This window comes from Micrococcus sp. KRD012, from assembly GCF_017168555.1.
Lineage (GTDB): Bacteria > Actinomycetota > Actinomycetes > Actinomycetales > Micrococcaceae > Micrococcus > Micrococcus luteus.
This window is the reverse complement of the sequence record NZ_JABFBB010000017.1, coordinates 15,614-38,501: the sequence shown is the minus strand read 5'-3', so window position 1 is coordinate 38,501 and position 22,888 is coordinate 15,614. Positions and strand designations below refer to the sequence as shown.

Sequence of the window (22,888 nt, the reverse complement as noted above, 5' to 3'; positions counted from 1 at the left end):
ACGAGCAACGCGGGCAAACCAGATGGCCAGCACCGGGCAGTTCCCGTGGCCATCACTGGGCAGTCCTCATGGCCGTCAGCGGGTCATTCCCTGGCCACCTATGGGCAGCTTTTCATGGCCGCTTACACTCAAGGAGCTGGCTGAGGGAAACTTCTAAGCCCGGACAGGCGCCGCGCCGCCGTCGATCACCTCAAGGGCAAGTTGCGGGTGAGCGAACGGATGGCGTGCCGTCTGGTCGGGCTGAGCCGCTCCGCGTACCGGCGACCGCTCAAGGGCGACACGGTCGCGGACCCGGATCGGGCGCTCAGGGAGTGGCTGCGCGCCTGGGCGAAGGACCATCCCCGCTACGGGTATCGGCGGGCGTATCACGACGCCCGCGCCGAGGGGTGGGTGGTGAACCACAAGAAGATCCAACGCCTGTGGCGTGACGAAGGGCTCCGGGTCCCGCAGCGGCGTCGACGCAAGCGCGTCGGGTCCTCGACCGTCGACGCGCCGACGGCGGACGCGCCGAACGTGGTGTGGGCGGTGGACTTCCAGTTCGACGCCGACGAGCACGGACGACCGATCAAGATCTGCTCGATCGTCGACGAACACACCCGGGAGTGCATCGGCGGGCTCGTGGAGCGCTCGATTACCGCCGACCGACTCACCGCCCACCTCGAGGACCTCGTCGCCTCCCGGGGCGCCCCGGCGGTGCTCAGGTCGGACAACGGGCCGGAGTTCATCAGCGAGGCGATGGCCGACTGGGCCGGCACCCGCACCGGCCTGTCCTACATCCCTCCGGGCTCGCCGTGGCGCAACGGGTACGTCGAGTCGTTCAACAGCCGGATCCGCGACGAGTGCCTCAACATCAACAGCTTCTACTCGCTGCTGCACGCACAGGTCATCATCGGCGACTGGAAGGACGAGTACAACCACCACCGCCGGCACTCCTCGCTCGGCTACCTAACCCCAGCCGAGTACGCTCGGCAGTGCACCCATCAAATGGAAACCGGCGACTCACAGAACGTCCGGACCGAATGAAGGGGGCGGCTCACACCCGCCTGGCGTACACCGAGGCGTTGGAGGATGAGAAGGCGGTGACCACGATCGGGTTCTTCTGCCGGGCGAGGGCGTTCTTCGCCGCCCACGGCATCACCGTGGACCGGGTGATCACGGACAACGGGAACAACTACCGGGCCGTGGACTTCACCGCCAAGGTGGTCTCGCTCGGGGGCCGGCACCACCGGATCCGCCCCTACACCCCGCGCCATAACGGGAAGGTCGAACGGTACAACCGGCTGATGGTCGATGAGGTCCTCTACGCCCGCCCGTATACCTCAGAGACAGCTCGGCGTGAGGCGCTGGCCGTGTGGGTGAACCACTACAACTACCATCGGCCTCATACCTCCTGCGGGGACGCCCCTCCGGCCTCGTTGGCCCCGGCCCGAGTCAACAACGTCATGCCCTCTTACAACTAGTCACCAGCCGGTCGGTATGTCAGGTCCCCGCGTACAGACGCGAAGAGGGCCGGAATCGCGTGGATTCCGGCCCTCTCTGGCGGAGACGGGGGGATTTGAACCCCCGGCCCAACTTTCGTCGAGCCCTTCATTAGCAGTGAAGTCCATTCGGCCGCTCTGGCACGTCTCCTCCATCCGGCGCGCCTCGCACGGGGCGACGCGCGGTCAGACCGGTTCAGTTTAGCGCGCCAGGCCAGGGCAGGGCAAAGGAGCGGCGTGCTCACGGACGGATCACCATCGCGCACGAGCGGGGCCCCGGATCCATGGATCCGGGGCCCCGCGTGATCTGTCAGCCGTCCGGCCTGAGGCCGACGCGTCCGTTCAGATCAGATGCGATCCTTGCGGTCGTTGCGGCCGTCGAGGTCGCGATCGGTGGCGTCGCCGTCGACCTTGACGTCCTCGTGGCGGACCTCCTCGGTCACCGTCTCGGTGTCCTGCACCTGGCGCTTGCCCAGGGAGACCTTCTCGGCGTCCACGGTCTTGTTGACGACCGGGGTCTCCTCGTAGGTGGTGACCTCGACGTCGCCGTCGCGGCCGGCGGTGCGGGCCTCGGCGGAGTTCGGGTCGACGGACTCGCGCTCCACCACGACCTCCTCGCGGGTGACGGGCACCTCGACGGTCTCGGTGGTGGTGTAGGCCTGCTTGCGCAGACGGACGCGGCCGGAGGCGCGGCGCTCGGTGCCGACGTTCAGGTGCTCGTCCTTGACGACGACGGAGTCGGCGTCGGTCACGTCGCGGCGGTCACGGTCGGTCACGTCGCGGCGGTCGCCGTCCACGACGGCCTCGTCGCGGCGGTCGGCCACGCCGGCCACACCCGCGGTGCCGGCCACGCCGGCGGCGCCGGCGTCGGTGCGCACGTCGTCACGACGCACGTCGCCGTCGTGATCCGCGGCGGAGTACTCCATGGAGTAGTACTCGTAGATGCGCTGCTCCTCCTCGGGGGTCAGCGAGCCGTCCGCGTCCACGTTCGGGGCGTCCTTCACGAAGGACTTCTCGAAGGGCACCGTGATGCCGTCGGCGGTGGTCTGGGCCTGCTGCAGCGGCACGAAGGTCTCGCGGGCGCCGAACAGGCCGGTCTTCACCGTGACGAAGGTGGGCTCGTTGGTGACGTCGTCGAGGTAGACCTGACCGACGGAGCCGATCTTGTCGCCGTCGGTGGCGAAGACGGTGGAGTTCTGCAGCTGGTCGAGAGCGTTGCGGTCCATGAGGAATTCTCCTTCTGAATTGGTGTTTTGTTGCCTTACGCTCATTCACAATTCCCCATGGGCCCGAGTGGCGTCAACCATCGGCCCCCCAGATTCCCAATTCCCAGACTTCTCCCAGAATCTCGGTGTGATCCGCATGATTCCGCGGATTCTTCGTCCGGGCCTGCTGTGGATCCTGGGGGATCGGTGGGAGTGTGGCGCATGCGGTCCGCGACCCTTGACGGCCACCGATATTGTGTGGAATACGCGCGCCGCAGGCGTGAAAACGATCCCGAGGAGAGTGGAGGCCCCATGTCCGAGCCCCTGGTGGCCGAGCGCCGCCTCGCAGTGGTGGGAGCCGGCCCCCGCGGCGTCATGCTGCTGGAGCGGATCCTCGCCCGACTCGAGGGCGCGGCCCCGGACGCACACCCCCGGCGGCTGCGCATCGACGTCGTGGACCCCTATCCGCCCGGGCCAGGGCGGGTGTGGCGCACGGACCAGTCCGAGCTGTACCTCATGAACACCCCCGCGTTCTTCCCGACCGCGTGCGCCGCCGACAACCCCGGTCTGCGCCCCTCCACCGCCGCGCAGACCTTCGACCAGTGGCGTCGCGTGCACCCGGAGGCCAGCCTCGGCGTGCGCCGCCACCAGTACCCGGCCCGAGCGGTCTACGGGCGCTACCTCCGGCACCTGTACAAGGACGTCGTCGCGGGGCTGCGCGCCCGCCCCGAGGTCGTCGAGGTCGTCGAGCACCGCGCGGAGGCCACCGCCCTGCACCCCCGGCCTGACGGCGGCGCCCGCCTGGAGCTGCGGGACGCCGACGGTGCGGTCTCCGCGCTCGACGCGGACGCCGTCGTGCTCTGCCTGGGCCATCAGCCGGCGGAGCTCAGCCCCGGCCAGAACCGGATGGCCGCCGCCGCGCGGGGCAGGGACGAGCTGCACTACCAGGGCCCGCAGATCCCCTCGGACGTGGACTGGGAGACCGTGGAGGCCGGGGCGGACGTCCTCGTGCGGGGCATGGGCCTGAACGCGTTCGACCTGCTGGCCCAGCTCACCCAGGGCCGGGGCGGGGTGTACCGCCGCACCGGCGACGGACCCGGCCGGGCCCTGCGGTACGAGCCGTCGGGGGACGAGCCGCGCCTGCACCTGATGTCCCGCCGCGGCATCCCGTACCTGCCCAAGGCCGAGGTGGACGCCTTCGTGCCCCGCGGCGTCACCCTCAGCTACCTCTCCGACGCCGCCGTGGACGCCCTCGCCGCCCGGCACGGGGCCCTGGACCTCGCCGAGCACCTCTGGCCGCTGCTGCACCGCGACGTGGTCCGGCACTACTACGCCACGCTCGTCCGGGCCCAGCCCGAGATCCTCGGCGGCCCCGTCGAGGCGCGCCGATTCCTCGGGGAGCTCGTCGGCCAGCTCGAGGAGGCCGGCCGCGGCGCCCCCGTGACCTCCGCGCACGCCGAGGAGCTCCTCCAGCGGTACGCCCCCGGCCGGCGCTTCCTCGACATCCTGGCCTATGGGTCCCCGTTCGAGGGCGCCGTGTTCGCCTCCCATGAGGACTATCAGCGGGCCGTCGCGGAGCTCATGGAGCAGACCTGCGTCGAGGCCGCCCTCGGGGAGGAGTCCCCGTTCATGATGGCCGTCGGCGCGCTTCATGCCGGCCGACTGCGGATCAAGGCGTGGGTCGCCGAGGGCCGGATCACCGAGGCCTCCCGCATCCGGGACGTCCAGGGCTGGTTCGAGCCGCTGGTCGAGGGCCTCGCCTCCGGCCCGCCCCTGTGGCGCGTGGAGCAGATGCTCGCGGTGCACCGGGCCGGCCTGCTCACCTGGGCCGGCCCCGCGCCCGTGGTCGAGGCCGAGGAACACGCATTCACCGCCCACAGCCCCCAGGTGGGAGCGCAGGACTCGCTGGGGCCCGCCGTCGTCGAGGGGGCCTGGCTGGTGGAGGCGATGATGCCGCCCAACCGCGTGCAGGCCGCCGCCTCCCCGCTGGTCCGTCAGATGCTGGCGGACGGCGTCGCCGCGGCCGGGACGTGGGAGGACGAGGAGGGTGTGCGCGTGCCCGCCACCGGCTTCGACGTCACGGCCCGCCCGTACCGGCTGCGGGCCGCGGACGGCACGGTCCACGCGGACGTGTTCGTGCTGGGCCTGCAGCTCTCGGGCGTGCAGTGGGGCACCGCGATCGCGGCCGAGGCCGGGGCCGATCCGGCCGGACGTGCCCTCTTCCTCGCCGACGCCGACGCCGCCGCGACGGCCGTGCTCGCCGGCTGAGCCCCCACGACGACGGCGGGGCCGTCCGGGTGGCTCCCGGACGGCCCCGCCGTCGTCATGCCGGGTGCGGCGCCCCGCGTCCCGTCAGGGACGGACCGGCCCGCGGCCCTTGCCGGGGTGCTCCGGGCCGTGGCCCTTGCCCGGGTGGTCGCCGCCGTGACCCGGGGTCGCGCCGACGCAGCGCAGCCACTCGCGCACGGAGTTCGCGGGCTTGCCCGGCACGCCGCGCGGATCGGTCACGCCGTCGCAGGTCTCGCGCGGGGAGGGCTCCGGCTCCGGGGTCGGCTCGGTCACGGGCGCGTCGAGCTGGAGGCCCACCAGGATCGGGTTGTGGTCCGAGGACCGCCACTGGTCCGCGGAGTACAGGTCCTCGGCCACGTAGTTGTGGCGCGAGTACTCCAGTGCCACGGATTCGTTCGCGTTGATCATCCAGATGTCCTGGCCGGTGATCGCCGTCGCCGCCGACGGCGAGGCGTAGATCCCGTCCAGGCTGCCGACGGCGCCGCCGAACGCGTACGAGTACTCGCCCGTGAGCGCGCCCTGCGAGAGGTACCCGGCCGCCTCGAGCACGCGGATCGGGTCCTCCTTCTCGTAGGCGTTGAAGTCGCCCATCAGCAGGACGCGGTCGGTGCCGGTCTCGGCCTTCATGCGCTCGGCGAAGGCCACGAGGGCCTCGGCCTGGCCCACGCGGTCCGCGTTGTACGCGCCCTGGCCGTCGCCCGCGTCCACGTTGTCCCCGGTCGCACCCGAGCCGCCCTTGGACTTGAAGTGGTTGGTGATCGCCACGAAGTCGGTGCCGGCCGCCCCCTCGGACGTGCCGTCGGCGGCGCGGAACAGCTGGGCCATCGGCTCGCGGGCGTTGTCGAAGTTCGTCTGGTCGTCCAGGATCACCGACTCGCCCACCGGGGTGACCTCGGCCGGCTGGTAGATGAACGCGGAGCGGATGACGTCCTCGTCCGCGAGCGCGGGACGGGTGGCCGGGGAGGCCACGTAGGCCCAGCGCTGCTCGCCGGCCTGCGCGTTGAGGGCCTCCACGAGGTGGGCCAGCGCGTGGTCCCGGTCGAGGCCGAACTTCTCGGAGTTCTCGATCTCCTCGAGCGCGACCACCGAGGTGCCGAGGCCGTTGATCGCGGCCGCGATCTTCTCCTGCTGGCGGGCGAACGCCTCGGAGGTGTAGGCGCCGCGCGGCAGGCAGCCGTTCGTGGTGACGGGGTTGCCGGCGCGGTCGCGGTAGGCGCTGCAGCCGGCCACGTCCTGACCCAGGGTCGTGAAGTAGTTGAGCACGTTGAAGCTGCCGACGGTGACGTTGCCGCCGACCGCCTCGGGGGCGGCCTCGGCCGGGCGGGTGTCCTCGATCGTCACGGGCTGGACGGCGGCCGCCGTGGCATCGGTGAGGTGGCCCAGCGGCTGGAAGGACCACGCGTCGAAGCGCCAGTCGAGGATGACTCCGGTGGTGAACTCCAGGCCCGCGCCCACGCGCACCGGCTGGTCCGCGTCCAGGTACGGCAGCGGATTCTGGTTGCCCGGCGAGCGCATGAAGTTCGTGGTGGCCCCGTCGTCGAGCACGATCAGCTGCTGCGCGTTGGCGGCCGCGACGGCCTGGGCCTCGGCGCCGGGCCGAGCCACCGACGTCGGGTTGTCCAGCGGCGTGGTGCCGGGGACGATGCCGAGGGAGCCGTACTGGTTGAGGGAGTAGTTGTCCGTGACCGTCCAGTCGCCCTGCGGGGCGAGGACCATGCCCTCGAGCGCCTCACGGTCGGCCTCCTCCAGCGGGAACTCCACCGGCGTGGGGGCCACGGCGCCGGGCTCGGCGACCGGCAGCACGCCGCCGGCGGCGACCTTGATCTGCGTGAGGCCGTAGTGCTCGGCCGCTTCGCCCGTGACCTGGACGTGGTCGCCGAGCGTCACGGAGCCGACCGTGTCCGGCGAGTACACGAACACGCCGTCGGAGGCGCCCGGGGTGGCGTCGGGGGTGTCGCCGCCGGTGCCGGCGGTCTGGATGTAGTAGCCGTCGTAGCCGCCCGTGGAGTACACGGCGGTGACGACGCCGGTGGTGGTCACCTGGCGCCCGGCGTACGGGGTGGCCGTGCCGGTGCCCTGGAGCTGGGCGATGGTGATCCGCTCGGCCGGGGTCGGCTGCGGCTCGGGCTCCGGGGTCGGCTCGCCGCCGGTGGCGGCGGCGTTGGTCGGGGTGACCTGGTCGGTGACGGTGAAGTCGGCGCTGTTGTCGTCCGTGTCCACGCCGTTCGTGCGGGTGAGGGACTTCGGGTCCGAGTTGGCCGAGGGGGCGCCGGCAGCCGCTGTTTCGAAGGTGTTCGTGGCTCCGTAGCCGAGCACGTCCGCGACGCCCGGCACCTGGCCGGTCACCACGGAGCCGACCGGCAGGTCCGTCACGGTGCCCGCCTGGCGCGCGAGCACGATCGTGCCCTTGGTGCCCGCGGGGTTGAACGCCCCGCCGGCCACGAGGTCTGCCTGCGGCAGGGCCGCGCCCGCGGTGCCGTTGGAGCCGCCGGAGACCAGGAAGTGGCCCTTCGCGGGCACCGTGCCGGACAGCGCGACCGTGCCCTGGGTCGCGGCCGTGCCGGCGGCGGAGCGGTACTGCAGGGACCAGCCGTCGAGGTTGATCGGCTGGTCGGTGGGGTTGTAGAGCTCCACGAACTTGTGGGTGTACACGGCGTTCGCGGAGCCGCCGTTGGTGTATGCCTCGTTGATGACGAGGGAGTCGCCGGCCGGGCTGGCCTGGGAGGGCAGGGCCACGGCGGGGGCGAGCAGGGCCAGGGCGGCGGTGGTCACCGCGGTGCGCGCGGCGAAGCGGGGCAGGGGGGTCATGTCGTCCTCGGTCTCGTTCTCGATGGGTCAGCGCGGCAGGCCCGCGGCGGTCAGCCAGGCATGGGCGGAGAAGACGGGGTGCGTGGCGGCGCCGCGCTGCACGCCGCGGCCCTTGCCCGGGTGGTCCTCGCCCTTCACGCGGCCCTTGCCCGGGTGGTCGGCGCCCTTGTCATGGCCCTTGCCATGACCCTGTCCCTCGCACCCCGGCACCCCCCGCCGCGGCCTCGTCAGCCGCGCCCCTCCGCCTGGCCGTGGTGGACATGTCCGGCACGTCCATCGTGGAGCACGGGCTCCAGGACACGGCGTTCGCCCGCACGTTGGACCAGCACGGCGTCCCGGCGGGCACGCCGGAGCACGACGACGCCGCTCGGCGGTTCCGCGCGCTCCGGCCCACCTCGCGCACGGCCGTGTTCCCCCGCGTGTTCGCCGACCGGGCGGTGGCCGCGGCGGCGACCCGCACGTTCGAGGCGGCCTTCGACGCGCTGCTGGCCGAGCACGGCGTCCAGGCCGTCCCGGGCGCGGAGGAGGCGCTCATCCGCCTGCGCGCCCTCGGCCTCCACGTGTGCCTCTGCACCGGCTACGCCCGCCACACCCAGAACATGATCCTCGAGTCGCTGGGGTGGATGGGCCTGGCGGATCTGAGCCTCTCCCCGGACGACGCCGGCCGCGGCGTCCCCTACCCGGACATGATCCTCACCGCCCTGCTCGGTCTCGACCTCGACGACGTCCGCAGCGTCCTGGTGGTCGGGGACACCGCGGAGGACATGACGGCCGGGCGCCGCGCGGGGGCCGGACTCGTGGTCGGCGTGCGCACGGGTCGCGACGCGGACGACGTCCTGCTGGCGGCGGGCGCGGACCGGGTGGTGCCGGGCCTGGCCGACGTGCCGGACCTGGTGGTCCGCACCCGCTGAGCCGGCGCCGGCCCGCCCCGCGCGGCCGCTCAGCGACGTCGCGGGGTGCGCACCCGGCGGGGCAGCAGCGCCAGCATCATGGCTTCGAGGGCCAGCTGCTCCGGCACGTTGGCGGCGATGCGCTCCCGGGCCGTGGTGACGGCGTCGATCCGGGCGAGCACCTCGGCCGAGTCGCCGGCGGTGCCGCGGGCGTACGCCTCGATCTCGTCCCGACGGTGCTCGTTGATGAGCTCGCCGTCGGCCCCCAGCTGCACGCGCAGCACGTCCCGGAACAGGCCCATGACGTCGATCATGGCCCGGTCCAGCGAGTCTCGGACGGCGCGGCGCCGCCGGCGGGTCTGGTCCTCCTCGAGCCGTTTGACGTGGTGGCGGAGCTTGGGCGGGACGGGCTCGCCGGGCTCGAGGCCCAGGGAGCGGCGCAGTGCCTCGAGCTCCTCGGCGTCCCGGGCTTCGGCGGCGGACTCGGCCTCGGCCTTGGACACCTCGGCCAACGTGGCGGCCAGGGCCATCGCGTCGGAGACGGCGGTGGCCTGGAGCGGCAGGGAGAGGATGCGCTCGCGGCGTTCGAGGGCCTCCGGGTCCCGCGCGAGGCGGCGGGCCATGCCCACGTGCGACTGGGAGATCCGGGCGGTGGTGAGCGCCGTCTCGCGGTCCAGCCCGTCGCGGCGGTGCAGCAGCTCCGCCACCTGCTCCACGGCGGGGATGCTCAGCGTGATCAGCCGGCAGCGGGAGCGGACGGTGGGGAGCACGTCCGCGGGGGACGGGGTGCACAGCATCCAGATCGTGCGGGCCGGCGGCTCCTCGATGGCCTTGAGGAGCACGTTCGTGGCGCGCTCCGTCATGCGGTCCGCGTCCTCCATGAGGAAGATCCGCCAGCGCCCGGTGGCGGGGGTGGACTGGCCGGCCTCCACGAGGGCGCGGACGTCCTCGATCCGATAGCTCACCGCCTCGGTGGCCAGCACGGTCACGTCCGGGTGGGTGCCGCCGAGGACGGTGCGGCACGCGTGGCACTCGCCGCAGCCGCGCGCCGCCGGGTCCGCGACCTCGCACTGCAGGGCCGCGGCGAACGCACGCGCCGCCGTCGACCGGCCGGAGCCGGGCGGGCCCGTGAACATCCAGGCGTGGGTGGGACGGTCCTCGGCCGCGGCGCGGCGCAGCTGGGCCACCGCGGCCTCCTGGCCCGCGAGGTCCGCGAACACGGCGGGGGCGGGGGCCGTCATCGGTCGGCCGCCTGGGCGGTGACGCGGGCCAGCGCGCGGGCGGTGAGCTCCTGCGGCGGCAGCGCGCCGTCGAGCACGAGGTACCGCTCGGGCGCGGCCGCCGCGCGCGCGAGGAAGGCGGCGCGCAGGGCCTCGTGCCGGTCCGCCGTCTCCCGCTCCATGCGGTCGGGGGTGCCCTCGCCCTCCGCCGCGCGCCGGTCACGCCGGTCCGCGGCGGTGGCCGCGTCCACGTCGATCAGCACCGTCAGATCGGGGACGAGGCCGTCCGTGGCCCACTCGTTCAGGGCGGCGATCCGCGCCTCGCCCAGCCCGCGCGCCGCGCCCTGGTAGGCCACGGACGAGTCCACATACCGGTCCGTGACGACGACGGCGCCCCGGGCCAGCGCGGGGCGCAGCGTGCGGACGGCGTGGGCGGACCGGGCCGCGGCGAACAGCAGCGCCTCGGTGCGGGGGTCCACGGGGGCGTGCCCGGGGTCCAGCAGCAGCTCTCGCAGCGTCTCGCCCAGGTCCGAGCCGCCGGGCTCGCGCGTGAGCACCACCTCGTGGCCCGCGGCGCGCAGGGCCTCCGTCAGGGCGCGGGCCTGGGTGGACTTGCCGGATCCGTCCGGTCCCTCGACGGCGACGAACAGGCCGCGATGCTCGGTCTGGGTGCTCACGCCTCGAGCCTAGACGCCGCCCCGGACGGGGAGGGAACCCGGCCGGGCCGACCGCCTAGACTGACCGGCATGAGCGCCCCCATGCACTTCGCCCTGCTCGTCGACCACTGGCTGTTCCGCGTCCTGGCGATCGCCGCGCTCGGGCTCGAGGTCTGGGCGCTGGTGGACGTCGTCCGGCGCCGCCCCGACGACTTCGCCCGCATCGGGGGCCGGGACAGGAGCTTCTGGCTGATCCTCACCGGCGTCGCCGCCGTCGTCGGGCTCCTCGGCGTGCTCGCCGGCGGCGGGATGGGCATGTTCGGCCTCGTGGCCGCGTGCGTGGCGTGCGTCTACCTCGCCGGCCCCCGCCAGGACATGGGCCCGGCCCTGCGCCGCTGAGGGTCCCGCGCCGTCGGCGCCGCCCTCATGACGACGGCGCCACCGCCGCCCAGCGCACGCTCAGCTCCCCGCGCCGCCACTGGTGCGGGCCGCCCAGCACGGGCCAGCCCGCCGCGCGGAGCGTGCCGACCGTCGCCAGCCACCGCTGCCGCGTCCCGTAGGCCGCGAGCGGGGCGTGCGCGGCCCACGCGGCGTCGGCCTCCGCCAGGAGTCGATGGACGGGCTCCCCGGGCACGTGCCGGTGGATGAGGACCTTCGGCAGGCGCGCCGCCACGTCCGAGGGGCGGGCGAAGGACCCCAGCCGGAGGGCCACGGTCAGGCTCGCGGGCCCGTCCCGACGCAGGTCCACCCAGGCCGCCCGCCGGCCGTCCTCGGAGCAGGTGCCCTCCACGAGGACGCCGTCGTCGGCGAGCCCCGCGCACAGCAGGGACCAGATCGCGGGCACGTCCTCCTCCCGGTACTGGCGCAGCACGTTGAACGCGCGCACCACGGTGGGCGGCCGCGGCACGGGCAGCTCGAAGCCGCCGACCGCCCAGGTGACCCCCGGCAGGCCGCCGGCCCGCTCCCGCGCCCGGGCCACCCGAGCGGGGTCGATCTCGAGGCCCACCAGCTCGAGGGCCGGGTTCTGCACGCGCAGCCGCTGGGCCATCTCGACGGCGGTCACCGGCTCCGCGCCGAAGCCCAGGTCCACGGCCAGCGGGCGGGGAGTGCGCCGCAGCAGGGGGCCGTGCACGTCCGTGAGCCAGCGGTCCACCCGGCGCATCCGCTGCGCCGCCGTCGTGCCGCGGGTGATGTGGCCCTGCGGGCCCCGTGCCGGGACTGGGCCGGGCGTCGTGCGCGCGCGCAGCCGCCGGGCCTTCTCCACCATGGGCTCCAGCGTAGGGGAGCGGCGGGACGGGTCCGCCTAGGATGGTGACATGGCGAACACCACGTACACGCTGGTCCTGCTGCGGCACGGTCAGAGCGAATGGAACGAGAAGAACCTGTTCACCGGCTGGGTGGACGTCCCGCTGACCGAGAAGGGGCGCGCCGAGGCCGCCCGCGGCGGTGAGCTGCTGGAGGCGGAGGGCATCCGCCCGGACGTGGTCCACACGTCCCTGCTCAAGCGCGCCATCACCACGGCCAACCTGGCCCTCGAGGCCGCGGACCGCCAGTGGATCCCGGTCAAGCGCAGCTGGCGCCTGAACGAGCGCCACTACGGCGCCCTGCAGGGCAAGGACAAGGCCCAGGTGAAGGAGGAGTTCGGCGAGGAGCAGTTCATGGTCTGGCGCCGGTCCTTCGACACCCCGCCGCCCGCCCTGGACGACGACTCCGAGTTCTCCCAGATCGGCGACGAGCGCTACGCGGACCTGGGCAAGGACGCCCCCCGCACCGAGGCCCTCAAGCAGGTCATCGACCGCCTGCTGCCCTACTGGGAGGAGCAGATCCTGCCCGACCTCAAGGCCGGCAAGACCGTGCTGATCGCCGCGCACGGCAACTCGCTGCGCGCCCTGGTCAAGCACCTGGACGGCATCTCGGACGAGGACATCGCGGGCCTGAACATCCCGACGGGCATCCCGCTGGTCTACGAGCTGGACCAGAACTTCAAGCCGATCACCGCGAACGGCCGCTACCTCGACCCGGAGGCCGCCGCCGCCGGCGCCGCCGCCGTGGCCGCCCAGGGCTCCGCGCACTGACGCGTCCGACGACGACGGGCCGGGACCCCGCCGGGGGCCCGGCCCGTGGCGTCGGGGACGGTCAGGAGCCGGTGGCGTCCGGGCGGTGGGTCGCCCACTCGCCCGTGACGAGGTAGCGCACCTTGGCGGCCACGGACAGGCCGTGGTCCGTGAACCGCTCGAGGTAGCGCGAGGCCAGCGTGACGTCCGTGGTGGTGGCCGGCGTCGCGCTCCAGTCCGGGGCGGCGATCGCGCGGAAGACGGACAGGTGCAGCGCGTTGACGTCCTCGTTGAGGGCGTCGATCCGGTCCCCGTGCGCCCGGTCCTGGGTCTCGAGCAGGAGGACGACCTCCTCGGCCACCTCCACGGCGGCGTCGCACATCGCGGTGATCACGGTCCGGACCTGTTCCGGGATGACGTGCTCGGGGTAGCGCAGCCGGGTCAGCTGGGCCACGTGGCGGGCGAGGTCGCCCATGCGCTCGAGCGAGGAGCTCATCCGCAGCGTGGCGACGACGGTGCGCAGGTCCGTGGCCACGGGCGCCTGCAGCGCCAGGATGCGCACGGCCTGCTCGTCGAGGGACTCCTGCAGCTGGTCGATCCGCGCGTCCTCCGAGATGACCCGTTCGGCGCCGTGCACGTCGGCCGCCTCGAGGGCGGCCTGCGCGTCCATCATGGCGCGGTGCACGAGGCGGGCGATCTCGGTCAGGTCGCGGCCCAGCCGTTCGAGGTCGGCTCGGTAGAGCTCGCGCATGGTCTCCTCTCCCCGGCGACGCCCGTGCGCCGCCGACCCCGACTCCCCGGGGCAACGGTCCACCCTGGCAGGGCAAGATGAACGGCCCATGAACGCCGATCGTCCGGCGTCTGGCGGGGCCGGGGCAGCCCGTCTCCGGGCCGCCAGAGGCTAGTCTGGTGCCGTGGATCCCGTCATCATCGGCCTGCTGTGCGGAGCGGTCGGACTGTTCACCGGAGTGGCCTCCATGCTGGCCTTCCGGGCGTCCGAGCGCTCGCGGACGGTGGACCTGACGGTTGGCGAACCCACCCTGGCGCCGGGCGCCGCCGAGGTCCTCTCCGTGGTCGGCCGCGCGTACGCGGTGGTGGACGACGTCGACGGCGTGGTGCGCGCGAACCCCGCGGCCTACGCCCTGGGCCTGGTGCGGGGGCACTCGCTCGTCCAGGACCAGCTGCGGGAGCTCACGCGGACCGTGCGGGCCGACGGCGTCATCGTCGAGCGCCGCATGGAGCTGCCCCGAGGACCCCTCGGGCAGTCGAGCCTCGTCGTCGAGCTGCGCGTGGCCCCACTGGACGAGGAGTACATCCTGATCCTCGCCGACGACCGCACGGACGTGACCCGCACCGAGGCCATGCGCCACGACTTCGTCGTCAACGTCTCGCACGAGCTCAAGACGCCGGTGGGCGCCATCTCCCTGCTCTCCGAGGCCATCGGCGACGCCGCGGAGGACGAAGAGGCGGTGCGTCGCTTCGCCGCACGGCTGGGCGTCGAGTCCCGCCGGCTCACGGCCCTCGTGCAGGACATCATCGAGTTCTCCCGGCTGCAGGCCAAGGACGTGGTCCAGGACGGAGGGCCTGTGGACCTCAACGCCGTCGTCGCGGACGCCGTGGACCGCCTGCGCCTGACCGCCGAGGACCGCGGCATCGCGCTGCGCGTGGGCGGCCGCGTGGACGCGGTGGTGCACGGGGACCAGGACCAGCTGATGACCGCGGTGCGCAACCTGGTGGACAACGCGGTGCGCTACTCCCCGGAGGGCACCACGGTGGGCATCGGCCTGAGCTCCGTGGACGGGCTCGCGCAGGTCACCGTCACGGACCAGGGCATCGGCATCAGCCCGGAGGAGCAGGAGCGGGTCTTCGAACGCTTCTACCGCGTGGACGCGGCGCGGTCGCGTCAGACGGGCGGCACGGGCCTGGGGCTGAGCATCGTCAAGCACGTCGTCATCAACCACGGAGGGGAGGTCACCCTCTGGTCCCAGCCGGGCCGCGGGTCGACCTTCACCATCCGCCTGCCCGAGTGGGGGGACGGTGTCGCCGTCGACGGCGCGCCGGGTGCCGCCCACGTCACCGAGCGGCGCGGTCACCGGGTGACCGCCTCGGCCGCACCCCCGACCCGGAAGGAGACGAGCGCATGAGCCGCATTCTGATCGTGGAGGACGAGGAGTCGTTCAGCGACCCCCTGTCCTACCTCCTGGAGAAGGAGGGGTTCGAGGTCACCGTCGCCGCCGACGGCAACGAGGCGCTGAGCGTCTTCGAGCGCGACAGCGCGGACCTGATCCTCCTGGACCTGATGCTCCCGGGGATGTCCGGCACCGAGGTGTGTCGTCAGGTGCGCCAGCGCTCCAACGTCCCCGTGATCATGCTGACCGCGAAGGACTCGGAGATCGACAAGGTCGTCGGCCTCGAGCTCGGGGCGGACGACTACGTGACCAAGCCGTACTCCTCGCGTGAGCTGGTGGCCCGCGTCCGCGCCGTGCTGCGCCGTCAGGGGGAGCAGGAGGAGCCGATGTCGGCGACCATCAGCGCCGGCCCCGTGCGCATGGACGTCGAGCGGCACGTCGTCTCCGTGGACGGCGAGCAGGTGTCCCTGCCGCTCAAGGAGTTCGAGCTGCTGGAGATGCTGCTGCGCAACGCCGGGCGCGTGCTCACCCGCGGCCAGCTGATCGACCGCGTGTGGGGCTCCGACTACGTGGGGGACACCAAGACCCTCGACGTGCACGTGAAGCGCCTGCGCTCCAAGATCGAGCCCGACCCCTCGAGCCCCCGCTACCTCGTCACGGTGCGCGGTCTGGGCTACAAGTTCGAGGCCTGACCGACGCGCTCCGCCCGGGACGACGACGGCCCCGGCTCCACCTCGCGGTGGGGCCGGGGCCGTGGCGTGCCGGGCGCGGGCCCGGCAGAGGTCAGTGCTCCTCGCCGTAGTGGTGGGTCTCCTCGTGGAGGTGCCCGACGAGATCCTCGTCTGCGGGCTCGACGCCCTCGGGGAGCAGGTCACGGTACTGCTCCTGGGTGGCGCTCAGCAGCGGGACGGCCAGGTCGGCGGTGCCGCCGGTGCCGGAGACGGTCACGGGCAGGTTCTCGCCGACCCACACGCCCTCGCGCTCCAGGACGGTCGTGTTCGCGTCGTCCTCGAGCTTGCGGCTCTCGCCGGCGGGGACCCTCAGGGTCGCGGAGCTGCCGCCCTCGGCCTGGAAGGTGTAGGTCTGGTCCTGGCCGGAGGTGTTCTCCACGGTGCCGATCAGGCGGGCGGGACCCGACTCGCCGTCGCCGACGAGGGCGAGGTTGCGGTAGCTCAGGAAGTCCTGCTCCTGGCCGTTGATGCCGTCCGAGGCGGAGTACTGGATGGCGGTGGCGATCGGGCTCACGGCGGAGCAGCCGGTGGCGCCCAGCAGGGCGACCGCGGCCAGCGCACCTGCGGCGAGGTGGCGCCGGGCGGGCCGGGATGCGTTCTTCACAGAGGTCTCCTCAGGTGCGATGACGTGCTCAGGAGCCCCGAGGCAGGGGTCCTGCCAGGTCAGGCTACCGCATCCCGGGACGCCGACAGGCGTGTGGCGCGGGGTCCTCCACTATCACATCCGGAGGCCGAAGATGTGACGGCACGCGCGGCATGACGAGGCCGCATGATAGAATGAGACGACTGAAAGGGGCACAACAACATGGTTTTTGAGGTCGGAGAGACCGTCGTCTACCCCCACCACGGTGCTGCGCGGATCGAGGAGATCAAGATGCGCACCATCAAGGGGGAGGAGAAGATGTACCTCAAGCTCAAGGTGGCACAGGGAGACCTGACCATCGAGGTCCCTGCGGAGAACGTCGACCTCGTCGGCGTGCGTGACGTCGTGGATGCGGAGGGGCTCGAGCACGTCATGGAGGTCCTGCGGGCCGAGCACGTGGAGGAGCCGACCAACTGGTCCCGCCGCTACAAGGCCAACCTGGAGAAGCTCGCCAGCGGCGACGTCAACAAGGTGGCCGAAGTCGTCCGTGACCTGTGGCGCCGCGACCAGGACCGCGGCCTGTCCGCCGGCGAGAAGCGCATGCTCTCGAAGGCCCGCCAGGTGCTCGTGTCCGAGCTGGCGCTGGCCAAGAAGGTCACCGAGGAGGAGGCCGAAGGCCGCCTGGACAAGGTGCTCGAGGGCTGACGGGCAGCACACGGCAGGGGAGGGGCCCGCGTCCACGACGCGGGCCCCTCCCTGCCTCGCCCCCGGCCACGGCCGTCGCCGCCGTCGGGGGTCCCGGGCCACGGACACCGGCGCGCTCCCTAGGATGAGGCCATGCCCACCGCCCTCGTGATCGCCGCCGCCGGCGCCGGCACCCGCCTCGGCGCCGGGCTGCCCAAGGCCCTCGCCCCCCTCGCGGACGGCCGCACCCTCCTGCACCACTGCCTGGCGTCCGTCGCCGCCGCACGCGCCGCCGGGCTCGCCCTCGACGCCGTCGTGGTGCTCACCCCGCCGGCGGAGGCCGACGCCGGCCGCGTGGCCGCCGAGGGCGACGCCGGCCCGCGCCTGGACGTGCCCGTGCACTGCGTGCCCGGCGGCGCCGAGCGCGCGGACTCGGTCCGCGCCGGACTCGCCGCGGCCTCCCGCGCTCTGGCCGACCTCGCCCCGGCGGGGGCGCCCCGCCGCGTCCTCGTCCACGACGCGGCCCGCGCACTGACCCCGCCGAGCGTGTTCGGGGCCGTCACGGCGGCGCTCGAGACCGGCGCGGTCGCCGCGGTCCCGGGCCTGCCGCTGACGGACACCGTCAAGCAGGTCACCTCCGGACGGGGCGGCGTCGACGTCGTCGCGGCCACGCCGGCCCGCGCCGGACTGCGCGCGATCCAGACGCCGCAGGGCTTCGACCTGGACACCCTGCTGGCGGCCCACGAGGCCGTGCGCACGGACCCCACGCTCGACGCCGCGGCGCTCGCGGCGGCCGGGCACACGGCGGCGACCGCCGTGGCCGCGGTCTATGCGCACGCCGTCGTGCGCGGGGCCGCGTCGTTCTGGCTGGACTCCGCTCTGCCGGACCCGGCCGAGGCGCGCTGGTCCGTGGCGGGCGACGGGCTGGACGTGCTCGGCGAGGAGCAGGGTCGCGTGCCCTCCCCTGGCCCGCGCCTGGTCCGGCACGACGACCCCGCCGATCCGGACCGCGCGTGGGCGGACCTCGGGGCCGCGGCCGCGCCCCGGTCGGTGGTCGGCGGCGAGGGCCTGCCCCTGCGCGGCGGCCTGGTCGGCTGGCTCGGCTACGAGCTCGGCCTGGCGGATCTGGGGGTGACACCGCCCTCACGCCGACCCGAGGACCCCGCAGCCCTGCCCGCGCAGTTCTGGGTGCGCCCCTCCCGCTACGCCGTGGCCGACCACGCGGCCGGGGTGCTGCACTGCTGCGTCGTCTCCCTCGATCCGACCGCCGCCGAGGCCGGGGCCGACCGCTGGGCGGCGGACGTGCGCCGCGCCCTCGCCGCGGCCCGCCGCGATCTCGAGACGGCGGCGGGCGACGCCGTCGTGCCGCCCCCGGAGGACGCCGGCCCGGGGCCGCGGGCCGACGAGGAGGCGCCGGGCACGTGGCGCGAGGACCGGGCGGCGTACGCCGAGCAGATCGCCCGTTGCCGCGCCGCGCTGCATGCCGGCGACTCCTACGAGCTGTGCCTGACCACCCGCTTCGACGCCGATCCCGGGCTGCGCGTGGACCCGCTGGTCCTCTTCCACGAGCTCGCCGCGCACCAGCCGGCCCCGTATGCGGCGCTGCTGGAGCACGGCACGGGCGCCCGCCGGTGGGCCGTGGTCTCTGCCTCACCGGAGCGGTTCCTCGCCGGGCGCGAGGGCCGGTACAGCACCAAGCCGATCAAGGGCACGGCCGCCCGCCTGCCGGACCCGGTCGCGGACGCCGCGGCCGCCCGCGCGCTCGCCGACGACCCCAAGACGCGCGCCGAGAACCTCATGATCGTGGACCTGCTGCGCAACGACCTCTCGCGGGTGTGCGAGCCCGGCTCTGTCGAAGTCCCCTCCCTCATGGCGGTCGAGAGCTACGCGACCGTCCACCAGCTCGTCTCCACGGTCACGGGCACGGCACGGGCCGGCGTCGCACCCGTGGACGTGGTCCGCTCCCTCTTCCCCGGCGGCTCGATGACCGGCGCGCCGAAGCGCCGCAGCGTCGAGCTGCTGGCCGCGTGGGAGGCCTCCCCACGGGGGGTCTACTCCGGAGCGCTGGGGATGCTGGGCGCGGACGGGACGACGTCGTTGTCCGTCGTGATCCGCACGGCGGTGCTCGCCGGGGGCCGGTGGTCGGTGGGGGCCGGCGGGGCGATCGTCGCGGACTCGGACCCGGCCGCCGAGCACGACGAGGTCCTCCTCAAGGCCCGCGGCCTGCGCCGGGCCCTCGCCCGCGCCGCCGGAACGGGCGTGCCGACGACGGCGCCCGACGTCGCCTGACCCCACACCGTGGTCCGGGGGCGATATTCGGCGGTATTCCGACGGAATAACGCCGCAAACCGCCCCCGGACGAGGGGGGCGCCCACCCGTGCCGCCTGCCTAGGCTGGGGACATGGCCGATCCGCACCCCGTCCTCGCCGCCTCCGCCCCCGTCCTCGCCGATCCGCACCCCGTCCTCGCCGCCTCCGCTCCCGACCTCGACCCTGGCGCGCTGGACGCCGTCCGCGCGCTCGTGGCCGCCGCCGAGCGTCCCGTGGTGCTCTCCGGGGCGGGGATGAGCGCCGAGTCCGGCATCCCCACGTTCCGTGACGCCCAGACCGGCCTGTGGGAGCGCTTCTCCGCGGAACAGCTCGCCACGGAGGAGGCGTTCCTCGCCGATCCCGCGCTCGTGTGGTCCTGGTACCGGTGGCGTGCCCGGATGGTGCGGGCCCGCCGACCGAATCCGGGGCACGACGCCGTCGCCGCCTGGCAGCGCCGCACACCCGACCTGGAGGTGGTCACCCAGAACGTGGACGACCTGCACGAGCGGGCCGGCGCCCGCGTGCTCGCGCACCTGCACGGCTCGCTGTTCGAACACCGCTGCGCCGAGTGCGGGGCCCCGGCGGACGTGGACCCGGGCGCGCCCTCGGACGTGGACGCGGCCGGCTCGGAGGCGGACCTGGAGGCGATGCTGCGTGAGGCGCCGCCGGCGTGCCCGGCGTGCGGGACGGGACGGATCCGGCCGGGCGTGGTGTGGTTCGGCGAGATGCTGCCGCAGGAGCCGTGGGAGCGCGCCTACGAGGCGCTGGAGCGCTGCGACCTGGCCCTCGTCGTCGGCACCTCGGGCCTGATCCAGCCGGCCGCGTCCCTGCCGTTCGTGGCGCTGGGAGCCGGGGTCGCCGTCGTCGAGGTGAACCCCGTGGAGACCGAGCTGAGCGGCGCGGTGACGCACGCGCTGCGCGGCTCGGCCGGGGCGGTGCTGCCCGCGCTCGTCGCCGGCGTCTGGCCCGGGCCGTCGGGGGCCTTGTCGACTGCGAGGCACGTCACATGGTGACGCAATAGACAACACACGCATGACTTAATAGGCTCCCCTTGCCGGCCCGCCAGGAACCCCTGGCCCGCGGCGCCGCCCCCGCCACTCCTCCCGAATCGAGATTGCCATGCCCCAGTCCCGCGCCCTCTCGCGTGGTGTCCGCCTCTCGGCCGTGTCCGCCACGCTGCTGCTCGCCCTGACCGCCTGCGCCGGCGGCACCGGCGGCTCCGGCTCGGACTCCGCGTCCGGCGCGGCGTCCGGCTCCGCCTCCGCCGCCGAGTCGGACAAGAAGGTCACCCTGTACTCGGGCCGCAGCGAGGACCTCGTCCAGCCGATCCTGGACGAGTTCACCGACGAGACCGGCATCGAGGTGGAGGTCCGCTACGACAAGACCCCCGCCATGGCCGCGCAGCTGATCGAGGAGGGCGAGGGCTCCCCCGCCGACGTGTTCCTCTCCCAGGATGCGGGCGCGCTCGGCGCCGTCGCCAAGGAGGGCCTGTTCACGCCCCTCGCCCAGGAGACCCTGGACCGCGTGCCCGAGACCTACCGGGACGACGAGGGCGACTGGGTCGGCCTGACCGGCCGCGTCCGCGTGCTGGCCTACAACGAGGAGAAGGTCCCCGAGGCCGACCTCCCGACGTCGGTCGACGAGCTGACCGATCCGAAGTGGAAGGGCCGCGTCGGCGTCGCCCCCACCAACGCGTCCTTCCAGACGTTCGTCACCGCCCTTCGCCTGCAGAAGGGCGAGGACGAGGCCCGGACCTGGCTCGAGGACTTCGCCGCCAACGACCCGCAGCGCCGCGAGAAGAACGGCGAGATCCTCGCCGACGTGGACGCCGGCACCCTGGACACCGGCCTAGTCAACCACTACTACCTGTTCGAGCTGGCCCGGGAGAAGGGCGTCGCCCCGGAGGAGCTGGGCGCGTCCCTGCACTTCTTCCCCGACGGCGACCTCGGCTCGCTGGTGAACGTGTCCGGCATGGGCCTGGTGGGCGAGCAGGAGGACGGCGACGCCGCCGCCCTCGTGGAGTACCTTCTCTCCGAGGACGGTCAGTCGTACTTCGCCGAGGAGACCGGCGAGTACCCGCTCGTGGAGGGCGTGGAGCAGCCGGCCGGCTTCCCGGAGCTCTCCGAGGTCAAGGCCCCCGACGTGGACCTCAACGACCTGGACGACCTCCAGACCACCATCCAGATGATCCAGGAGGCGGGCCTGCTCTGACCCCCCGAGCACCGGAGCCGGCCGTCCGCCGCACGCGCGGACGGCGCGCTCCCGCGGCGCTGACCGCCGCGGCCCTCGTGGCCGCGGCGGTCGCGCTCGTCCCCATCGGCTACCTGTTCCTGCGCACCGCCCAGGGCGGGTTCGGCCCCTGGCTGGACGCCGTCGTGAGCCCGCGCGTGGGCGCCCTGGCCGCCACCTCGCTCGCGCTCACCGCCGTGGTGACCGCGCTGTGCCTGGTGATCGGCGTGGGCGCCGCCTGGCTCGTCACCCGCACCGACACGCCCGGCCGCGGCCTGCTGGCCGTCCTGCTGGCGCTGCCGCTGGCCGTGCCCTCCTACGTGGCGGCGTTCACGTGGGTGTCCGTCTCGGACCTGCTGCCCGGCGTGGAGGCGGGGCGCTTCGAGGGGTTCTGGGCCGCGGTGACGGTGATGACCCTCTACACGTACCCGTACGTATACCTGCCGGTGGCGGCCGCGCTCTCCCGCATCGACCCCGGCCAGGAGGACGTGGCCCGCTCGCTCGGCCGCGGCCCCGCCGCCACGCTGTTCACCGTCACGCTCGCCCAAGTGCGCCCGGCGATCGCCGGCGGCGCCCTGCTGGTGGCCCTCTACGTGCTCTCCGACTTCGGCGCCGTGGCCATCCTGCGCCTGGACACCTTCACCCGGGCGATCTTCACGGCGCTCGAGGTGGGCTTCAACCGGCAGCTCGCCCTCACCCTGGCCACCGTGCTCGTGCTGCTGACGGTGCTGGTGCTCTGGGGCGAGTCCCGCACCCGCCGGGCCGACGACGGCGTCCGCTCCGGTCGCACGGTCCGCCGGGTCAGCGTGCACCGGCTGGGCCGGTCCCGCTGGGTCGGCACCGGGCTCCTCGCCGTGGTCACGGGCGCCGCGCTGGGCGTGCCCGCGGTGAGCCTGGTCCGCTGGATGGGCGAGGGCACGTCCCTGTCCGCCGTCCGGGACCGCTGGCTCGACGCCGTCTCCGGCTCCGTGGTCCTGGCGGGCGCGGGCGCGGCGCTCACCCTCGCCCTCGCCCTGCCGATCGGCATCCTCGCCGCCCGCCACCCGGGGCGCGTCTCCCGGATCGCCGAGCGCGCCGCGTTCCTCGCGCACGGGCTGCCCGGCGTCGTCGTGGGGCTCTCCCTCGTGTTCCTCGGGGTCTCCCTGGTCCCGGCGCTCTACCAGACCACGTGGATGGTGGCCTTCGCCTACGCCACCCTGTTCCTGCCGCTGGCGGTCACGTCGGTGGCCGGGGCCGTCGCCCAGTCCTCCCCTGCCCTCGAGGAGGCGGCCCGGTCCCTGGGCTCCTCGGGCGCCGAGGTGCTGCGCCGCGTGACCCTGCCGCTGGCGCTGCCGGGGGTGGGCGCCGGCGTCGCGCTGGTGGCCCTCACCGCCATGAAGGAGCTGCCCGCCACGCTGCTGCTGCGGCCCACCGGCATGGACACGCTCGCCACCCGCCTGTGGAACGCCACCAGCGTGGGCCGGTACGCCGAGGCCGCCCCCTACGCGCTCACCCTCGTGCTGCTCGCCGCGGTGCCCACGTGGGTGGTGGTCCACCGCACGGGGATCGTCGCGGCCGTGCGCGGCCGCTCGAGCGCCCCGTCGACCCCGAACGAGGTGTCAGAATGACCGCCATGCCCTCCCC

Annotated in this window: 19 protein-coding genes, 1 tRNA gene and 2 pseudogenes; 13 read left to right on the top strand and 9 right to left on the bottom strand. The window is 74.0% G+C overall.

Annotation, left to right across the window (positions count from 1 at the left end):
* Nucleotides 1-144: 144 nt before the first annotated feature.
* Both J1M37_RS07315 and J1M37_RS07310 read left to right on the top strand, forming a co-directional pair.
* Nucleotides 145-1,023, top strand: a pseudogene (locus J1M37_RS07315) (IS3 family transposase); the annotation flags it as partial.
* 14 nt (nucleotides 1,024-1,037) lie between these two features.
* Nucleotides 1,038-1,460: pseudogene (locus J1M37_RS07310) on the top strand (integrase core domain-containing protein); the annotation flags it as partial.
* Nucleotides 1,461-1,537: 77 nt separating this feature from the next.
* Here J1M37_RS07310 and J1M37_RS07305 read toward each other — a convergent pair.
* A tRNA-Ser gene (locus tag J1M37_RS07305) sits at nucleotides 1,538-1,629 on the bottom strand.
* A 196-nt stretch (nucleotides 1,630-1,825) separates the two neighbouring features.
* The gene (locus J1M37_RS07300; protein ID WP_049146144.1) at nucleotides 1,826-2,704 is read right to left on the bottom strand and encodes a PRC and DUF2382 domain-containing protein; all 879 of its coding nucleotides are present in this window, start codon (nucleotides 2,702-2,704) and stop codon (nucleotides 1,826-1,828) included.
* 291 nt (nucleotides 2,705-2,995) lie between these two features.
* On the opposite strand from J1M37_RS07300, the gene J1M37_RS07295 reads away from it, so the two are divergent.
* On the top strand, nucleotides 2,996-4,951 hold the full coding sequence (locus tag J1M37_RS07295) for an FAD/NAD(P)-binding protein (RefSeq protein ID WP_206452383.1): 1,956 nt from the start codon (nucleotides 2,996-2,998) through the stop codon (nucleotides 4,949-4,951).
* Nucleotides 4,952-5,035: 84 nt separating this feature from the next.
* Here the strand turns inward: J1M37_RS07295 and J1M37_RS07290 are convergent, their stop codons facing one another.
* Nucleotides 5,036-7,780 carry an ExeM/NucH family extracellular endonuclease gene (locus J1M37_RS07290; RefSeq protein ID WP_186315069.1) on the bottom strand — a complete coding sequence of 915 codons (2,745 nt, stop codon included), beginning with the start codon at nucleotides 7,778-7,780 and terminating at the stop codon, nucleotides 5,036-5,038.
* A gap of 27 nt (nucleotides 7,781-7,807) precedes the next feature.
* Nucleotides 7,808-7,990, bottom strand: a complete 183-nt coding sequence (locus tag J1M37_RS07285; protein ID WP_206452382.1) for a hypothetical protein — start codon at nucleotides 7,988-7,990, stop codon at nucleotides 7,808-7,810.
* 35 nt (nucleotides 7,991-8,025) lie between these two features.
* Here J1M37_RS07285 and J1M37_RS07280 point away from each other — a divergent pair, with 35 nt between their 5' ends.
* On the top strand, nucleotides 8,026-8,691 hold the full coding sequence (locus J1M37_RS07280) for an HAD family hydrolase (protein WP_342345128.1): 666 nt from the start codon (nucleotides 8,026-8,028) through the stop codon (nucleotides 8,689-8,691).
* Between the two features lie 29 nt (nucleotides 8,692-8,720).
* Here the strand turns inward: J1M37_RS07280 and J1M37_RS07275 are convergent, their stop codons facing one another.
* Together J1M37_RS07275 and tmk are read right to left on the bottom strand one after the other, a co-directional pair.
* Entirely contained in the window at nucleotides 8,721-9,911 is a 1,191-nt protein-coding gene (locus tag J1M37_RS07275; RefSeq protein WP_036384674.1) for a DNA polymerase III subunit delta', read from the bottom strand.
* Nucleotides 9,908-10,567, bottom strand: a complete 660-nt coding sequence (gene tmk / locus J1M37_RS07270) for a dTMP kinase (RefSeq protein WP_036316043.1) — start codon at nucleotides 10,565-10,567, stop codon at nucleotides 9,908-9,910. Before tmk ends, J1M37_RS07275 begins: the two co-directional genes overlap by 4 nt.
* Before the next feature lie 81 nt (nucleotides 10,568-10,648).
* Here tmk and J1M37_RS07265 point away from each other — a divergent pair, with 81 nt between their 5' ends.
* Nucleotides 10,649-10,945: a DUF2516 family protein gene (locus tag J1M37_RS07265; protein WP_036384680.1), complete on the top strand. Its 297-nt coding sequence runs from the start codon at nucleotides 10,649-10,651 to the stop codon at nucleotides 10,943-10,945.
* A 25-nt stretch (nucleotides 10,946-10,970) separates the two neighbouring features.
* On the opposite strand, the gene J1M37_RS07260 is transcribed toward J1M37_RS07265, so the two are convergent.
* Nucleotides 10,971-11,813 (bottom strand): hypothetical protein, encoded by an 843-nt coding sequence (locus tag J1M37_RS07260; RefSeq protein WP_060974309.1) that lies wholly within the window; start codon nucleotides 11,811-11,813, stop codon nucleotides 10,971-10,973.
* A 49-nt stretch (nucleotides 11,814-11,862) separates the two neighbouring features.
* Here J1M37_RS07260 and J1M37_RS07255 point away from each other — a divergent pair, with 49 nt between their 5' ends.
* On the top strand, nucleotides 11,863-12,621 hold the full coding sequence (locus J1M37_RS07255; RefSeq protein ID WP_063189350.1) for a phosphoglyceromutase: 759 nt from the start codon (nucleotides 11,863-11,865) through the stop codon (nucleotides 12,619-12,621).
* 61 nt (nucleotides 12,622-12,682) lie between these two features.
* Here J1M37_RS07255 and phoU read toward each other — a convergent pair whose 3' ends face one another.
* Nucleotides 12,683-13,351: a phosphate signaling complex protein PhoU gene (gene phoU / locus J1M37_RS07250; protein WP_206452381.1), complete on the bottom strand. Its 669-nt coding sequence runs from the start codon at nucleotides 13,349-13,351 to the stop codon at nucleotides 12,683-12,685.
* A 163-nt stretch (nucleotides 13,352-13,514) separates the two neighbouring features.
* On the opposite strand from phoU, the gene J1M37_RS07245 reads away from it, so the two are divergent.
* Nucleotides 13,515-14,744 (top strand): sensor histidine kinase, encoded by a 1,230-nt coding sequence (locus J1M37_RS07245; RefSeq protein WP_036316036.1) that lies wholly within the window; start codon nucleotides 13,515-13,517, stop codon nucleotides 14,742-14,744.
* Nucleotides 14,741-15,421, top strand: coding sequence for a response regulator transcription factor (locus tag J1M37_RS07240; protein ID WP_002858071.1), 681 nt, complete (start codon nucleotides 14,741-14,743; stop codon nucleotides 15,419-15,421). Before J1M37_RS07245 ends, J1M37_RS07240 begins: the two co-directional genes overlap by 4 nt.
* A 91-nt stretch (nucleotides 15,422-15,512) precedes the next feature.
* Here J1M37_RS07240 and J1M37_RS07235 read toward each other — a convergent pair whose 3' ends face one another.
* Nucleotides 15,513-16,064, bottom strand: a complete 552-nt coding sequence (locus tag J1M37_RS07235) for a hypothetical protein (protein ID WP_002858072.1) — start codon at nucleotides 16,062-16,064, stop codon at nucleotides 15,513-15,515.
* A gap of 201 nt (nucleotides 16,065-16,265) precedes the next feature.
* Between J1M37_RS07235 and J1M37_RS07230 the strand changes: the two genes are divergently transcribed.
* The 5 genes from J1M37_RS07230 to J1M37_RS07210 all read left to right on the top strand — a co-directional run bounded on the left by J1M37_RS07230 (nucleotide 16,266) and on the right by J1M37_RS07210 (nucleotide 22,872).
* Nucleotides 16,266-16,748, top strand: coding sequence for a CarD family transcriptional regulator (locus J1M37_RS07230; protein WP_002858073.1), 483 nt, complete (start codon nucleotides 16,266-16,268; stop codon nucleotides 16,746-16,748).
* A gap of 132 nt (nucleotides 16,749-16,880) precedes the next feature.
* The gene (locus J1M37_RS07225; RefSeq protein ID WP_206452380.1) at nucleotides 16,881-19,016 is read left to right on the top strand and encodes a chorismate-binding protein; all 2,136 of its coding nucleotides are present in this window, start codon (nucleotides 16,881-16,883) and stop codon (nucleotides 19,014-19,016) included.
* Between the two features lie 112 nt (nucleotides 19,017-19,128).
* Nucleotides 19,129-20,049 (top strand): SIR2 family NAD-dependent protein deacylase, encoded by a 921-nt coding sequence (locus J1M37_RS07220; protein WP_010079200.1) that lies wholly within the window; start codon nucleotides 19,129-19,131, stop codon nucleotides 20,047-20,049.
* Nucleotides 20,050-20,155: 106 nt separating this feature from the next.
* On the top strand, nucleotides 20,156-21,247 hold the full coding sequence (locus J1M37_RS07215) for an iron ABC transporter substrate-binding protein (RefSeq protein ID WP_036317448.1): 1,092 nt from the start codon (nucleotides 20,156-20,158) through the stop codon (nucleotides 21,245-21,247).
* Between the two features lie 77 nt (nucleotides 21,248-21,324).
* The gene (locus J1M37_RS07210; protein ID WP_010079202.1) at nucleotides 21,325-22,872 is read left to right on the top strand and encodes an ABC transporter permease; all 1,548 of its coding nucleotides are present in this window, start codon (nucleotides 21,325-21,327) and stop codon (nucleotides 22,870-22,872) included.
* The last annotated feature ends 16 nt before the right edge of the window (nucleotides 22,873-22,888 follow it).

Coding starts and splice junctions, on each gene's coding strand:
- J1M37_RS07275 (WP_036384674.1), bottom strand. CDS start 9,911: ATGACGGCCCCCGCCCCCGCCGTGTTCGCGGACCTCGCGGGCCAGGAG.
- phoU (WP_206452381.1), bottom strand. CDS start 13,351: ATGCGCGAGCTCTACCGAGCCGACCTCGAACGGCTGGGCCGCGACCTG.
- J1M37_RS07255 (WP_063189350.1), top strand. CDS start 11,863: ATGGCGAACACCACGTACACGCTGGTCCTGCTGCGGCACGGTCAGAGC.
- J1M37_RS07260 (WP_060974309.1), bottom strand. CDS start 11,813: ATGGTGGAGAAGGCCCGGCGGCTGCGCGCGCGCACGACGCCCGGCCCA.
- J1M37_RS07265 (WP_036384680.1), top strand. CDS start 10,649: ATGCACTTCGCCCTGCTCGTCGACCACTGGCTGTTCCGCGTCCTGGCG.
- J1M37_RS07300 (WP_049146144.1), bottom strand. CDS start 2,704: ATGGACCGCAACGCTCTCGACCAGCTGCAGAACTCCACCGTCTTCGCC.
- J1M37_RS07290 (WP_186315069.1), bottom strand. CDS start 7,780: ATGACCCCCCTGCCCCGCTTCGCCGCGCGCACCGCGGTGACCACCGCC.
- J1M37_RS07225 (WP_206452380.1), top strand. CDS start 16,881: ATGCCCACCGCCCTCGTGATCGCCGCCGCCGGCGCCGGCACCCGCCTC.
- J1M37_RS07215 (WP_036317448.1), top strand. CDS start 20,156: ATGCCCCAGTCCCGCGCCCTCTCGCGTGGTGTCCGCCTCTCGGCCGTG.
- J1M37_RS07230 (WP_002858073.1), top strand. CDS start 16,266: ATGGTTTTTGAGGTCGGAGAGACCGTCGTCTACCCCCACCACGGTGCT.
- J1M37_RS07295 (WP_206452383.1), top strand. CDS start 2,996: ATGTCCGAGCCCCTGGTGGCCGAGCGCCGCCTCGCAGTGGTGGGAGCC.
- J1M37_RS07240 (WP_002858071.1), top strand. CDS start 14,741: ATGAGCCGCATTCTGATCGTGGAGGACGAGGAGTCGTTCAGCGACCCC.
- J1M37_RS07220 (WP_010079200.1), top strand. CDS start 19,129: ATGGCCGATCCGCACCCCGTCCTCGCCGCCTCCGCCCCCGTCCTCGCC.